A 14,585-nucleotide genomic window follows, 5' to 3' on the forward strand; every position below is an offset into this window, starting at 1 on the left:
TTCAGCTTCTCTCCATGATCAGTGTGGCGCTGCCGTGGCGTGAGCCCAGCAGGCCCCCGGTGCCTTGGGCCAGGGCAAGGCGGCAGTCGGGCACCTGCACCTTGGGGTGCGCTTCGCCGCGCAACTGGCGCACCGCCTCGATCACCTTGGTGATGCCGCCGCGGTTGGCCGGATGGTTGTTGCACAGGCCGCCGCCGTCGGTGTTGAACGGGAGCTTGCCGATGCCCGAGATGAGGTTGCCGTCCATCACGAACTTGCCGCCTTCGCCCTTCTTGCAGAAGCCCAGGTCTTCGAGCTGCATCAGCACGGTGATGGTGAAGCTGTCGTAGATCGACGCGTACTGGATGTCCGCCGGCGTCACGCCCGCCTCCGCGAATGCGATGGGGCCCGACACGGCCGCGCCCGAGTAGGTGAGGTCGACCTGCCCGTTGGCCTGGCCCTTCACGGTTTCGCCCGCGCCGAGCACGGTGACGATGGGGCGCTTCAGCGCGCGCGCAATTTCGGGGCGCACCACCAGCAGCGCGCCGCCGCCGTCGCTCACCACGCAGCAGTCGAGCTTGTGCAGCGGGTCGGAGATCATGGGCGAAGCCAGCACTTCTTCCACCGTGACCGGTTCGCGCAGCATCGCGTTCGGGTTGTATTGCGCGTGCGCAGCGGCCGCGACCTTGATCCACGCGAGCTGCTCGCTGGTGGTACCGAACTCATGCATGTGGCGCGCCGCGGCCAGCGCGTACATGTTCACGGTGATCGGTGCATAGGGCATCTCCCAGGGCACGTCCGGCGTGGCCGCGGTAACGTTGCGCGGACCCGTGCCCACGGTGCTGGCCTCGCTGCGCGGGCGGCCGGCGAGCGTGATCAGCGCCACGTTGCACTTGCCCGCGGCAATCGCCTGCGCCGCATGCGAGACCTGCACCAGGTAGGCGGAACCGCCCGTGTCGGTGGTGTCGACGTGGCGCACCTTCAGCCCGAGGTAGTCGACCATGCTGAGCGGCCCGAGGCCGGGCGCGTCGCCCGCGCAGAAGTAGCCGTCGACGTCCTGCAGCGACAGGCCGGCGTCGGCCAGCGCGCCGCGCGCGCATTCGGCATGCAGTTGCGCCACGGTCTTGTCGGGCGCCTTGCGCGTGGGGTGTTCGAAAGCGCCCGCAATGCAGGCCTGTCGTTTGATGCTCATTGATTGCTCCGTGTTCTTCCCTGTGCGGGACCATGAAATCGACCGGATCCAGCGTGTCGCCAGGCTTGACGGTGGTTCGGTGTCATCATTATCATTGGTTCAACCAAAATAAATCAAGACGCAAACGCGTTCGGCGATGAACCAGAACCTCTACGCGCAGTTCGAGCAGCGCTTTCCGCACGACGACGGCGCCCCCGCCATGGTCTTGCCGGGCGGCCGGCTCTACACCTACGGCCAGTTGAAGAGCGAAAGCGCACGCTACGCGCGCCTGCTCACGTCACTGGGCGCGCAACCCGGCGATCGCATCGCGGTGCAGGTGGAAAAGTCGGCGTCGGCCGTGTTCCTGTACCTGGGCGCGCTGCGCGCCGGCTGCGTCTTCCTGCCGATGAATCCCGCGTACCAGAGCGGTGAGCTGGCCCACTTGCTGGGGGATGCGCGACCGCATGTGTTCGTGGTCCGCCCGCAGGCCGCGGCGCAGGGGCGTGTGCTGGCCGCGGCGGCGGGCGTGCCCCATGTGCTGGAGCTGGACGACGACGGGGAGGGCGAGCTCGCGCAGGCCGCGGCCCGGCAGCTGCCGCGCTCGGCCATCGTGCAGCGCAGCGCCGACGACCTTGCCGCGATCCTCTACACATCCGGCACCACGGGGCGGCCCAAGGGCGCGATGCTGACGCACCGGAACCTGGGCGTGGGCGTGAGCACGCTGCATCGGTTCTGGGCGTTCGAGCCTGGCGACGTGCTGCTGCACATCCTTCCGATCTATCACTTCCACGGGCTGTTCGTCGCGTTGCACTGCGCGCTGTGGAACGGCAGCGCGATCCGGTTCGAGCCGCGCTTCGATGCCGCGCGCGCGGTTGCGCTGCTCTCGGCCAGCACGGTCTGCATGGGGGTGCCGACGCACTACGTCCGCATGCTCGGCGAGCCCGGGCTCGACGCCGCCGCATGCCGCGGCATGCGCCTGTTCGTCTCCGGCTCGGCCCCGTTGCTGGCGGACACCTTCAACGCGTTCCAGCAACGCAGCGGCCACGCCATCCTCGAGCGCTACGGCATGACGGAGGGCGGCATGTTTGCGTCCAACCCCTATGCGGGTGAGCGCCGCTGCGGCACGGTGGGCGGCGCGCTGCCCGGCGTATCGCTTCGCGTGGTCGATGCCGGGGGCGCGTTGGCGGCACCGGGCGAAACAGGGCAGATCCAGGTGAAGGGCGACAACGTCTTCGCCGGGTACTGGCGGCTGCCGCAAAAGACATCCGAAGAGCACACGGCCGACGGCTTCTTCAAGACCGGCGACCTGGGCCGGCTGAGCGAAGACGGCTACCTCACCATCGTCGGGCGCGACAAGGACCTCGTCATTTCAGGCGGCCTGAACGTGTACCCCAAGGAGATCGAAGAGGTCATCGACGCCTTGCCGGGCGTGCGCGAGTCGGCCGTCATCGGGTTGCCGCATCCGGACTTCGGCGAGGCGGTGGTCGCCGTGGTGGTGCGCGACACGTCGATCGATTGCACCACGGTGCCCCAGGTCGCCGACGTGGTGCAGGCGGTGAAGGCCAGCCTGGCTGCGTTCAAGGTGCCCAAGACCGTTCATTTCGTCGAGGAGCTGCCGCGCAACGCGATGGGCAAGGTGCAGAAGAACCTGCTGCGCGAACGCTTCGCCCCCCGCCCCGGCTCCGGCTCCGGTGCAAGCGCAGCAAAGAACACCAGAAAGAAGAGAAAACATGACCCCGCATGAACTGAGCACGTGGCCGCGCAGCCTGCCGCGCGACATCGACATTCCACCCACCAACCTGTGCGCCAACCTCCTGGTGTCGGCCATGCGCTACCCCGAGCGGGCGGTGCTGGTCGACGACTTCGGCAGCCTCGGCTACGCCGAGCTGGTCGACCAGGTCGAGCGCATCGCCGCCTTCCTGCAGAACGAGCTGGGGGTGCAGCGCGGCGACCGGGTGTTGATCTACCTGCAGAACGGACGCGGCTGGATCGCGGCCTACTTCGCCATCCTGCGCATCAACGCGGTCGTGGTGCCGGTGAACCCGATGAACAAGCGCGACGAGCTGCCGCACTACCTCAGCGACACCGGTGCGGTGGCGGCCTTTTGCAGCGCCGACAACGTGGCGGAGCTGCTTGCCGCGCCCGCCGCCCAGCAGCTGCGCCGCGTGATCGTGGTGGGCAACCCGGGGCCGGCCGAGATGCAGCCCGAGGCCGCGCAGGGTCCGTCGCGCACGACAGGCCTGCGCCGCGTGCTCGCAGCGGCCTCCGGCCCGTTGCAGCCGCTGGAACATCTGCCGGACGCGCTGGCACTCATCCTCTACAGCTCGGGCTCCACCGGTGCGCCCAAGGGCTGCATGCACACCCACCGCACGCTCACGGCCAGCACCGTGATCGTGGCGCACTGGATGGGGCTGGTGCCGCACTCGGTACAGCTGGTGGCGCTGCCTTACTTCCACATCACGGGCATGCAGAACCTGATGAACGCGCCCATCTACGGCGGCGGCACGCTGGTGCTGATGAAGCGATGGAACCGCGACGAAGCCGCGGCGCTCATCGCGCGCCACCGCGTGAGCCACTGGACGGCGATGCCGACGATGGTGATCGACTTTCTGTCGAGCCCGCGCCTGGCGGAATACGACCTGAGCTCGGTGCGGCGCATTGGCGGCGGCGGGGCAGGCATGCCCGAGGCCGTGGGCGAACGCCTGAAGGCGCTGACGGGGCTGGACTTTCTGGAGGGCTACGGCCTCTCGGAAACCGCGCACGTGTCGGGCAACCCGCCCGCCGCGTTCAAGCGGCAGTGCCTGGGCGTGCCGCTGTTCAACACGGACCTGCGCGTCGTCGACCCCGACACGCTGGCCGAGCTGCCGCCCGGCGAGGTGGGCGAGATCGTGATGGCGGGGCCGCAGGTGTTCGTCGGCTACTGGCGCAACGAGGAGGCCACGCGCACCGCCACTCTGGAAATGGATGGCAAGCGCTTCGTGCGCAGCGGCGACCTGGGCCGCCGCGACGAAGAGGGCTACTTCTTCATCGTCGACCGCCTCAAGCGCATGGTCAATGCCTCGGGCTACAAGGTCTGGCCGGCCGAGGTGGAAGCGATGCTGCACGAGCACCCGGCCATCGCGGAGGCATGCGTGATCGCGGCCGTCGACGCCTACCGCGGAGAAACGGTGAAGGCGGTGGTGGTGCTGCGCGATGCGCAGGCCGGCGTGCGCGAGGCCGACATCATCGAGTGGGCCCGCAACAAGATGGCCGCCTACAAGTACCCGCGCCTGGTCGAGTTCGTCGCGGAGCTGCCGAAGTCGCCGACCGGAAAGATCGCCTGGCGCCAGCTGCAGGACGCAGAGCGCGCGAAAACCCTGCGTGCCGCGGCTTGATGCGAACGCGCAATCCAAATATCATTGGTTCAACCAAAACGAAGCAACAGGATTTCCATGCAGAATCTAGTCACTCTTGAAGGCCGCACCATCGTCGTCACCGGCGCGGGGCAGGGCATCGGCAAGGCCATTGCCGAGCTGGTCATCGACCTGGGCGGCAACGTGGTCGCCGTCGACCTGAATCCGGACACGCTCAAGTCCGCGATGGCCGAGCTCCCCGCCGCACGCGTGCAGCAGGTGGTCGGCAGCGTGACCGATGCGGCGCTGGCTGCCAGCGCGGTCGAGGAAGCGGTGACCCGCTTCGGCGGCGTGCACGGCCTGGTCAACAACGCAGGCATCACGCGCCCCGCCATGATCGAGAAGATGACGGCCCAGCAATGGCAGGACGTGATCGACGTGCACCTGACCGGCACCTTCTTCTGGCTCCAGGCCGTGGGCCGCCACATGGTGGCGCGTGCCAAGGGCGGCGACACCAGCGGCGGCGCCATCGTCAACATTTCGTCGGACGCGGGCCGCAAGGGCTCCATCGGCCAGGTCAACTACGCGGCGGCCAAGGCCGGCATGCTCGGCGTCACCATGACGGCGGCGCGCGAATGGGGCAAGTACAACATTCGCACCAACTCGATCTGCTTCGGCGTGGTCGAGACGCCCATGACCGAGGTGGTGCGCGGCGAGAAATTCCGCGACGGCATGCTGGCGCAGATTCCGCTGGGCCGCTGGTCGACGCCGCAGGAAGTGGTGAAGACCGTGTGCTTCCTGATGTCCGATGCCGCCTCGTACATCACCGGGCAGCACCTGGGGGTGAACGGCGGCTTCCACATCAGCCTGTAGGCGCGCGGCCGTGAAGACCCGCCTGACCGAACTGCTCGGCATCCGCTATCCGATCGTGCAGGGCGGCATGCAGTGGGTCGGCCGCGCAGAGATGGCCTCGGCCGTATCGAACGCCGGCGGCCTGGGCATGCTCACTGCGCTCACGCAGCCCACGCCGGAAGACCTGGCGCGCGAAATAGAGCGCTGCCGCGGCATGACGGACAAGCCTTTCGGCGTGAACGTGACCATGCTGCGCAGCGTCAACCCTCCGCCGTACGAGCGCATCTTCACCACCATCGTCGAGAGCGGCGTGAAGGTGGTCGAAACCGCGGGCAACGTGCCCGCCGAGGTGGTCGCTCTTCTCAAGCGCAACCGCATCGCGGTGCTGCACAAGTGCACATCGGTGCGCCATGCGCTCGCTGCGGAAAAGCGCGGCGTGGACGTCATCAGCATCGACGGCTTCGAATGCGCCGGCCATCCGGGCGAAGACGATGTGCCCGGGCTGGTGTTGATCCCCGCCGCCACGCGCGCGCTGAAGGTTCCCGTCATCGCCTCGGGCGGCATCGCCGATGGGCGCGGCATGGCTGCCGCGCTGGTGCTGGGGGCCGAGGGCGTGAACATGGGCACGCGCTTCGTCTGCACGCAGGAGGCGCCGGTGCACGACGCCATCAAGCAGGCGCTGGTCAAGGGCAGCGAGCGCGACACGCGACTCATGTTCCGCAGCTTCGGCAACACCGCGCGCGTGTTCGCGAATGCGGTTGCGAACGAGGTCATCGCCACCGAGCGCCGGCCCGGCGGCTGCGCCTTCGAAGACGTTCGCGCGCTGGTGTCGGGCGCGCGCGGCAAGGCCGCGCTCGAATCCGGCGAAGTGGACGCCGGTCCGGTGTGGGCCGGCCAGGTGATCGGGTTGATCGACGACGTGCCGACCTGTGCCGCGCTGCTGGAACGCACGGTGGCCGAGTGCCGCCAGCAGCTGGCGCGCGCGGCTGCTTTCTTCTAGGACGGCCACTCGCATGCAAGACCTGAACACCGAAGCGCTCGCAGGCTTCATTCGCGCCAACGTGGCCGATTTCGCGGGGCCGCTGCAGGTCAGCCGGTTCGACGGAGGCCAGTCGAACCCGACCTTCGGCGTGCGTGCCGGTGACGCCCGCTACGTGCTGCGTCGCAAGCCACCGGGGCAGCTGCTGTCGTCGGCCCATGCCGTCGACCGCGAGTACCGGGTGATGCGGGCACTGGCCGAGAGCGCCGTGCCGGTGCCGCGCGTGCATGCGCTGTGCGAAGACGACGCGGTGCTGGGCAGCAGCTTCTACCTCATGGAATGGGTCGAGGGCCGCATCCTCGGCGACCAGACCTTGCCGGGCATTGCACCGGCCGAGCGCACGCGCATGTACGCGGAGCTCAACCGCGTGATGGCCGCGCTGCATGCGGTCGACTGGCGCGGCATCGGCCTTGCGGATTTCGGCAAGCCCGACCACTACCTCGAGCGCCAGATCGCGCGCTGGAGCCGGCAGTACCGTGCGACGGAAACCGGGCGCATCGAGGCGATGGAGCAGCTCCTAGACTGGCTGCCTTCGCACATACCGCCGCAGGAGGCGCAAACGTCCATCGTGCACGGCGACTTCCGGCTCGACAACGTGGTGTTCCACCCGAGCGAGCCGCGCATCGTGGCGGTGCTCGACTGGGAACTGTCCACGCTGGGCGACCCGCTGGTCGACTTTGCTTACCACTGCATGACGTGGCGGCTGGCGCTGGGCACGCACCGCACGCTGGCCGGCATCGACCCCGCTGCACTGGGCATCCCGACCGAGGAAGAGCACGTGCGCGCCTACTGCCAGCGAACGGGCCGCGAAGGCATCGCGCACTGGCATTTCTACCTGGCCTTCAACATGTTTCGCCTTGCCGCCATCCAGCAGGGGGTGCAGAAGCGCGCACTCGAGGGCAATGCCGCCCATGTCAAGGCGCTGCAGGCGGGCGCCCGCGTGGAGGCCACGGCCGACATGGCACTCGGGCTCATGCGGGCGGTGTCGGCAGCGACATGACAGTGCCGATGCCCGACGGCGTGCAGCTGCCCAGCGTCACGAACCTGCGCGACATGGGTGGCATCGCCACCGCGTCGGGCCAGCGCGTTGCGCCCGGCCGGTTGTGGCGCTCCAGCCATTTCGCTGAACTCACGCCTTCGGATGCACCGGCTGTCGAGGCCCTCGGCCTGCGCTGCGTGATCGACCTGCGCGGGGCCGTCGAACGCGAAAAGGCGCCTTCACGGCTGGCGCGCCCGAGGCTCCGCGAGGTGCACCTGCCGATAGAACCGCGCGCGATGGGTGCGCTGCGCGATCTGCGCGCGGCCGGCGTCGTCAATGAGCAGGCCCTGATCGCGGTCATGGCCGAGGTGTACCGCCGCTTCGTTCGGCAGCACGCGGGCATATTCGCGACCTTTCTGCGGTTGCTGGGCGACGACGCAACGCCGCTGCCGCTGGTCTTTCACTGCACCGCCGGAAAAGACCGCACCGGCTGGGCCGCGGCGCTGGTGTTGCTTGCGCTCGGCGTGCCGCGCGAAGCGGTGGTCGCCGATTTCATGCGGAGCAACGGGCGCTGGCGCATGCAAGGCGAGGCCACCGACTGGGCGCTGCTGGCGTCGGTGCGCGCCGACTACCTGGGCTTTGCCTTCGAGGAGATCGAACGCGGCTGGGGCTCTGTAGACGCTTACCTGGCCGAAGCGCTCGGGCAGGACGACAAGGCACGCCAGCGCCTGCGCGCTCGGTTCCTGGTCGACGGCTGACGCTCCACCGGGGCAATGCCTCGCCCCGATTCATTTCGCTTTCCAAGGACCAGACCATGTTCATGCCCCCCGACAGCAGACTGCACCTCGATCCGCAGGACGAGTACACCCACGCGCCCGAAGCGGCCGGCAACTACAACGAGAGCATGTACTTCAACGCTTTCGACACCGCGCGCGGCATCGGTGCCTGGATGCGCCTGGGCAACCGGCCCAACGAAGGCCATGCCGAGATGACCTGCTGCGTGTACCTGCCCGACGGCCGCGTCGGCTTCATGTACGGGCGCCCGCCCATCTCCCACAACGAGGCCATGGACGCGGGCGGCCTGCGCTTCGAGGTGCTGGAGCCCTTCAAGCGCCTGCGCGTGAGCTACGAAGGCGAGCTGCTGATCATGGACGACCCGCACGCCATGGCCGACCCCAGCAGCGCCTTCAAGCGCTATCCGAAGCGGCCCGCCACCATCTCGCTCGACTACGAAGGCATCTCGCCGATGCACGGCGGAGAAATCGTGGCGCTCGACGGCAGTCGGCTCGAGCTCGACCCCGAGCATTCGGTCTACCGCGGCCACACCGAGCAGAACATGGCGGTGCGCGGCCACATCACCGTGGACGGCGTGCGCCACGACATCGACGGTTTCGGCTACCGCGACAAGTCGTGGGGGCCGCGCCACTGGCACAGCTTCTATTGGTACAAGTGGTTGCCCGTCACATTCGATCGTGACTTCGGGGTGCTGCTGTCCGTCAAGGGACGGAAGGGCGGCCTGCCCAACAACGTGAGCGGCAACGTGCTGCGCAACGGCCGCTATGAACCGGTGCTCGAAGGCCGCATCGCCACCGTGTACGACGACAGGTACTACCCGGTGCGCTTCACCGCGCAGGTACGCACCGCCGAGCGCAACTACACGCTCGAGGGAGAGGTCGGCGCGCTGGTGCCGCTGCGCCACAAGAGCGCCAGCGGGGAGCCGGGCGCCTACACCCGCATCACCGAAGGCATTACCACCTACCGGTGCGAGGGGCGCACCGCGCTGAGCATGTCGGAGTATTGCGACGTGATGGTCAAGGGCACGCCGATCTCGGTGCTCGAGGAGCCCGCCGCATGAACACGCTGGCCTACGCCGTGGAAGACGGCATCGCGACGCTGACGCTGAACCGTCCCGAGTCGAAGAACGCGATCAGTCCCGAGATGGCCGACGAGCTCGGCGAACTGCTGGCGCGCATTCGCGCGGACGACGCGGTGCGCGTGCTTGTCGTCACGGGTGCGGGCGGCGCCTTCTGCGCCGGCGGCGACGTCAAGGCGATGGGCGAGGGCGGCCCGCGCACCCCCGAGCAGCGGCGCGCCGGCATGGCGCGCTACACGCGCATCTGCACCGAGCTGATGGCGCTCGACCGGCCGGTGATCGCGGCGGTCGACGGCGTGGCCTTCGGCGCGGGCTTCAGCATCGCGCTGATGTGCGACGTCGTGCTGCTGAGCGACCGCGCGCGGCTGTGCATGGTGTTCCAGCGCATCGGGCTGGTGCCCGACATGGGGGCTTACTACACGCTGCCGCGCGTGGTGGGCCTGCAGCGCGCGAAAGAGCTGATTTTTTCCGCGCGGGAGATCGACGCGGCCGAGGCGCTGCGCCTGGGCATCGCGATGGAAGTGCTGCCCGCTGACGGCCTGATGCCGCGCGCACGCGCCATTGCGCAGAGCTTTGCCGGGGCCTCGCCCGTGGCCATGAGCGTTTCCAAGCGGGCGCTGCAAAGCTCCCTCGGCAGCGACCTGCCGACCATGCTCGAGATCGAGTCGGCGGGCCAGGCGCTGGCTTCCAACAGCGCGTACGCCAAGGAGGCGGTGCGCCGCTTCGCCGCGCGCGAGCCGGCCCAGTTCCGCTGGCCGGCGGCGGGCGCCTGAACTTCACATAGCCCTCACTCTGAACACAAGGAACAACAGATGCTCGACTACCGCAAGGCACGCGACTGGCACTCAGGCGACGTGCAACACGTGTACACGCCCAAGGACACGATGCTCTACGCGCTGGGACTCGGCCTGGGCGCCGACCCGCTCGACGAGAAGCAGCTGCGCTTCGTCTACGAGAAGGAACTGGTGGCGCTGCCCACCATGGCCGCCGTGCTGGCCTCGCCCGGTTTCTGGATGCGCGAGCGCAAGGAGATCGGCATCGACTTCATGAAGCTCGTGCACGGCGAGCAGTCGGTGCGCCTGCATGCGCCGCTGCCGCCGTCGGGCACGGTGGTCGGGCGCACGCGCGTCACGCGGGTGGTCGACAAGGGTGAAGGCAAGGGCGCGATCCTGCATGTGGAAAAGGAGCTCATCGGCGCCGGGCAGCAGCCGTTGGCCACGGTCGAGAGCGTCTACTTCCTGCGCGGCGACGGCGGCTTTTCCAGCGCCGACGGCCAGGCCGACGAGGCCGCACCCGCTGCGGCAGCCATGCCCGAGTCCGCGCCCGAGATCGTGCTCGACCTGCCGACGCGCGCCGACCAGGCCTTGCTGTACCGCCTGTCGGGCGACATCAACCCGCTGCATGCCGAGCCGGCGTTCGCGGCCAAGGCCGGCTTTGCCCGGCCCATTCTTCATGGGCTCGCGACCTGGGGCATTGCCGGGCGCGGGTTGATCGCCGCGTTCGCGGACTTCGATGCGACGCGACTGTCGGCCATGCGCGCACGGCTGTCGGCGCCCGTCTATCCCGGCGAGACCATTCGGCTGGAAGGCTGGCGCGACGGCAGCGACATCGCTTTCCGGGCGCGGGTGGTGGAGCGCGACGTGCTGGTGCTGACCAACGGCCGGGCCGAACTGCGAGGCGCATCGCAATGAGGGCCTGGCAGGTCGAGGAGCTGAGCGATCCGGGCCGGATGCGGCTGGCCGAACTGCCGGTGCCCACGCCGGCGGACGACCAGTACCTGGTGAAGGTGGAGGCGGCAGGGCTCAATTTTCTGGACACGCTTGCCATCAAGGGGCAGTACCAGACCAAGCCCGCCCTGCCGTTCACGCCCGGCGTGGAGGTGGTGGGCACCATCGTGAGCGGCGAAGGCGCCGGCACGCGCGTGGCGTGCGCCACGCCGGTCGGCAAGTTCGGCGGCTTCGCTGAATATGCGCTGGTGCCGCGCGCCGAGGCGATGCCGATCGCGCCCGACGTGCCGCCCGGGGCGGCCCTGGCCCTGCGCGGCAACTACCCGACCTCGCTCTACGCCCTGCGGCATGCCGGGCGCCTGCAGGCGGGGGAAACCTTGCTGGTGCACGCCGGCGCCGGCGGTGTCGGCAGCGCGGCCGTGCAACTCGGCAAGCTGATGGGCGCGCGCGTGATCGCCACCGCGGGCAGCGCCGCCAAGCGCGACGCCTGCGTGGCCTTGGGGGCGGACGCGACCGTCGACTACACCGATGCGAAATGGGTCGACGAGGTGCGCAAGCTCGCGCCGCAGGGCGTCGACGTGGTCTACGACCCGGTCGGCGGCGACATCGGCGCGCAAAGCGTGCGCTGCCTGGCCTTCGGTGCGCGGCTGCTGGTGGTCGGCTTTGCCGGCGGCGCATTGACGCAACTGCCCGCCAACCGGCTGCTGCTGGCCAATGCGTCGGCCGTCGGCGTGCTGTGGGGCGAGGTGCGCAAGCGCGAACCGGGCCTGGCGCGGCAACTGGGCGAAGAAATCCAGGGCTGGTACCTGCAAGGGCGGCTTCGGCCACTCGAGGCGTCGGTGTTCGACTTCGAGGATGCGCCGGCGGCGCTCGCGGCCCTGGAACGGCGGCAGACCTCGGGAAAGGCGATCCTGCTGTTGCGCCGCTGAAGCGTGCGTTTCTCGCGTGGCTGCGTCATAATCAATGGTTCTACCAAAGGAGATATCATGGATTTTGACCTGCCCCCCGAAGCGGAAGAAATGCGCGTTGCCACGCGGGACGCCGTCGACGCGTTGCTCAAGCTCGAAACGCGCTATCAAGAAACCGGCGAAGTGCCCGAGCAGGTGGAAACCACGCTGCGCGAAATGGGCTTCTACGGCATGTCCATTCCCGAGGCCTACGGCGGCATGCCCGTCGACCACCTCACCAGCGTCGCGGTGCAGCTGGAGCTGGCGCGCCTGCCGCCCCAGTTCTGGCCCTTCGTGCGCTCCGCCCTCGGGCCGGGGGTGCACATCATCGTGGACCACGGCTCGGAGGCCATCAAGAAGAAGTGGCTGCCCGAAATTGCATCGGGCCGCTCGCGCAACTGCATTGCCATCACCGAGCCGCACGCCGGCTCCGACGCCGCGAAGATGACCACCACGGCGCGCCGTGACGGCGACCACTACGTGCTCGACGGCGTGAAGACCTTCATTTCGAACGCCAACCATGCGCACTCGATCACCGTGCTCGCCTCCACCGACCGTTCGGCCGGCAAGAAGGGCATCTCGGCCTTCTTGCTGGACACGACCACGCCCGGCTTCAAGGTGACGCGCACCATGGCCACCATGGGCTGGATGGACGACAGCCTGTGCGAGATTTCTTTCACCGACTGCCGCATTCCGGCGGAAAACCTGCTGGGCGAAGAAGGGCGCGGGCTTTCGTACGCGATGTCGGGGCTCAACGAGGGCCGTCTGAACGTCGGTTGCCAGGCGCTCGGGCCGGCGCAGATCGCGCTCGACGAAACCATCGAGCATGCCAAGACGCGCGTCACGTTCGGGCAGGCGCTGGGCGAGCACCAGGCCATCCAGCACATGATCGCCGACATGGCCATGGACCTGCACGCGGCGCGCATGGTGCTGTTCGAGGCCGTGTGGCGCGCCGCGCGCGGTGAAGACGCACGCATGAAGGCATCGATGGTGAAGGTGATCTGCACCGAGGCCGCATGCCGCATCGCCGACAAGGCGCTGCAGATCTTCGGCGGCTCGGGCTACTGCCGCGGCACCATCGTGGAGCGGGTGTACCGCGACCTGCGCGTGCTGCGCATCTACGAGGGCGCGTCGGAAATCCACCGCAACATGATCGCCAGGCAACTGCTGGCCTGAGCGAGGCACGGCCCCAGCCCAGCACTTTGCCGGGCGGGGGCGTCAAGCCGTCAACGCATCAGCTCGCGCGCGATCACCACGCGCTGGATCTGGTTGGTGCCCTCGAAGATCTGGTTGAGCTTGGCGTCGCGCATCATCTTTTCCACCGGGTAGTCCTTCACGTAGCCGTAGCCGCCGAAGACCTGCACCGCGTCCGTGGTCACCTTCATGGCCACGTCGCTCGCGAAGCACTTGGCCATGCTCGCGAACTTGGGCAGCTGGTTCCAGTCGCCGATGTCTGCGAGCCGCGCGGTCTCGTACACCAGGCAGCGCGCGGCTTCGATCTGCATGGCCATGTCGGCCAGCATGAACTGGATGCCCTGGAACTCGATGATCGCCCGCTTGAACTGCTTGCGCTGCTTGGCATAGGCCAGCGCCGCGTCGAGCGCGCCCTGGGCCAGGCCCACCGACGCGGCGGCGATGGCGGGGCGGTTGAGGTCCAGCGCGCGCATGGCCGAGCGAAAGCCCTTGCCTTCCTCGCCCAGGCGGTTTTCCGCCGGCACGCGCACGTTGTCGAGGTACACCGGCACGTTGATCGTGCCCTTCATGCCCATCTTGCGTTCGTTGCGCCCGAAGGTGAGGCCCTTGCTTTTCTTCACGTCCACGATGAAGGGGCTGATGTCGTCCGCGCCGCCGCGCTCGCCGGTCTTGGCGAACACCAGGATGTAGTCGGCGCGGCTGCCGAAGGTGCACCACTGCTTCTGGCCGTTGAGCACGTAGCTGTCGCCGTCGCGCACGGCGTGCGTGCGCATGCCGCCGACGTCGCTGCCGCAGTCGGGCTCCGAGATGGCGATGGCGGTCACGGTGCGGCCCTCGGCCAGCAGCGGCAGAAAGCGCTGCTTCTGGTCCTCGGTGCCGAAATGCATGATCGGCAACGCGAACATGGTGTTCATGCCCGCCATGAGCGCACACGACTCCGACACGCGGGAGATTTCTTCGCGCGCGATGCACACCATCGTCAGGTTCGCACCCGGGCCGCCGTATTCCTCCGGCACCCAGAGCTGCAGCAGGCCCATGTCGCCGTAGACCGGAATCAGCTCTTCGGGAAAGCGGTCGTTCTCGTCGATTTCCGCGGCGATGGGCGCGACGTGGCGCTCGACCATGCGGCGCACGCCGTCGCGGAATGAAATCTGTTCTTCGGTGAAGTTCATGCGGGTCTTTCGGTGTGTGTCCACTTCGGGTTGTTGATGGCCAGCGCCTCGCCCAGCCCTTGGCGCAGCTGCGCGGCCAGGGCGGCGTCGATGGGGATCTCGCCTGCGCGGATGGCGTCGGCCAGGGCGTTGCCCGTGGCCGCGGCTGCTTCGTTCGGCGGTCCGTCGAGGCGCAGCTCGCGCTCCACGATGCGCAGCACGTTCACCGTCACGCGCGCCTGGAAGCGGTGGTAGCCCTCCAGCGTGGGCAGCAGTTCGTCTTCGAGGTAGCGGGCGGCGGCCAGCAGCAGGGTGCCGGCGGAAGGGACGGAGTTCGGCAT

The 14,585-nt window shown here is 68.6% G+C and carries 14 protein-coding genes; 11 read left to right on the forward strand and 3 right to left on the reverse strand.

Translation table 11 applies throughout. The features are described 5' to 3' along the window. Nucleotide 1: 1 nt before the first annotated feature. Nucleotides 2-1,171, reverse strand: a complete 1,170-nt coding sequence (locus tag AB6807_RS30530; RefSeq protein WP_371087500.1) for a thiolase domain-containing protein — start codon at nucleotides 1,169-1,171, stop codon at nucleotides 2-4. Nucleotides 1,172-1,307: 136 nt separating this feature from the next. Here AB6807_RS30530 and AB6807_RS30535 point away from each other — a divergent pair, with 136 nt between their 5' ends. The 11 genes from AB6807_RS30535 to AB6807_RS30585 are packed head-to-tail and all read left to right on the forward strand — an operon-like array spanning nucleotide 1,308 to nucleotide 13,075. Beyond that, the gene (locus AB6807_RS30535) at nucleotides 1,308-2,894 is read left to right on the forward strand and encodes an AMP-binding protein (protein WP_371087501.1); all 1,587 of its coding nucleotides are present in this window, start codon (nucleotides 1,308-1,310) and stop codon (nucleotides 2,892-2,894) included. Continuing rightward, nucleotides 2,881-4,524 (forward strand): long-chain-fatty-acid--CoA ligase, encoded by a 1,644-nt coding sequence (locus AB6807_RS30540; protein WP_371087502.1) that lies wholly within the window; start codon nucleotides 2,881-2,883, stop codon nucleotides 4,522-4,524. Before AB6807_RS30535 ends, AB6807_RS30540 begins: the two co-directional genes overlap by 14 nt. 57 nt (nucleotides 4,525-4,581) lie before the next feature. Next, nucleotides 4,582-5,355, forward strand: a complete 774-nt coding sequence (locus AB6807_RS30545; RefSeq protein ID WP_371087503.1) for an SDR family NAD(P)-dependent oxidoreductase — start codon at nucleotides 4,582-4,584, stop codon at nucleotides 5,353-5,355. 10 nt (nucleotides 5,356-5,365) lie between these two features. Continuing rightward, nucleotides 5,366-6,334 (forward strand): NAD(P)H-dependent flavin oxidoreductase, encoded by a 969-nt coding sequence (locus AB6807_RS30550; protein WP_371087504.1) that lies wholly within the window; start codon nucleotides 5,366-5,368, stop codon nucleotides 6,332-6,334. A 13-nt stretch (nucleotides 6,335-6,347) separates the two neighbouring features. Next, nucleotides 6,348-7,373, forward strand: coding sequence for a phosphotransferase (locus tag AB6807_RS30555; RefSeq protein ID WP_371087505.1), 1,026 nt, complete (start codon nucleotides 6,348-6,350; stop codon nucleotides 7,371-7,373). An 8-nt stretch (nucleotides 7,374-7,381) separates the two neighbouring features. Further along, on the forward strand, nucleotides 7,382-8,110 hold the full coding sequence (locus AB6807_RS30560; protein ID WP_371087561.1) for a tyrosine-protein phosphatase: 729 nt from the start codon (nucleotides 7,382-7,384) through the stop codon (nucleotides 8,108-8,110). A gap of 56 nt (nucleotides 8,111-8,166) precedes the next feature. After that, entirely contained in the window at nucleotides 8,167-9,207 is a 1,041-nt protein-coding gene (locus AB6807_RS30565) for a hypothetical protein (protein WP_371087506.1), read from the forward strand. Further along, entirely contained in the window at nucleotides 9,204-9,998 is a 795-nt protein-coding gene (locus tag AB6807_RS30570) for an enoyl-CoA hydratase/isomerase family protein (RefSeq protein ID WP_371087507.1), read from the forward strand. Before AB6807_RS30565 ends, AB6807_RS30570 begins: the two co-directional genes overlap by 4 nt. Nucleotides 9,999-10,037: 39 nt before the next feature. Further along, nucleotides 10,038-10,916, forward strand: a complete 879-nt coding sequence (locus AB6807_RS30575; RefSeq protein ID WP_371087508.1) for a MaoC/PaaZ C-terminal domain-containing protein — start codon at nucleotides 10,038-10,040, stop codon at nucleotides 10,914-10,916. After that, a complete protein-coding gene (locus AB6807_RS30580; protein WP_371087509.1) occupies nucleotides 10,913-11,881 on the forward strand; it encodes an NADPH:quinone oxidoreductase family protein in 969 nt (322 codons plus the stop codon). The genes AB6807_RS30575 and AB6807_RS30580 overlap by 4 nt, the downstream gene beginning before the upstream one ends. Before the next feature lie 57 nt (nucleotides 11,882-11,938). Then, nucleotides 11,939-13,075 (forward strand): acyl-CoA dehydrogenase family protein, encoded by a 1,137-nt coding sequence (locus AB6807_RS30585; RefSeq protein ID WP_371087510.1) that lies wholly within the window; start codon nucleotides 11,939-11,941, stop codon nucleotides 13,073-13,075. 50 nt (nucleotides 13,076-13,125) lie between these two features. On the opposite strand, the gene AB6807_RS30590 is transcribed toward AB6807_RS30585, so the two are convergent. Continuing rightward, nucleotides 13,126-14,265, reverse strand: a complete 1,140-nt coding sequence (locus tag AB6807_RS30590; RefSeq protein WP_371087511.1) for an acyl-CoA dehydrogenase family protein — start codon at nucleotides 14,263-14,265, stop codon at nucleotides 13,126-13,128. Beyond that, entirely contained in the window at nucleotides 14,262-14,585 is a 324-nt protein-coding gene (locus tag AB6807_RS30595; protein WP_371087512.1) for a DUF6285 domain-containing protein, read from the reverse strand. The genes AB6807_RS30590 and AB6807_RS30595 overlap by 4 nt, the downstream gene beginning before the upstream one ends.

This window comes from Variovorax sp. RCC_210 (assembly GCF_041355175.1).
Taxonomy (GTDB): Bacteria; Pseudomonadota; Gammaproteobacteria; order Burkholderiales; family Burkholderiaceae_C; genus Variovorax.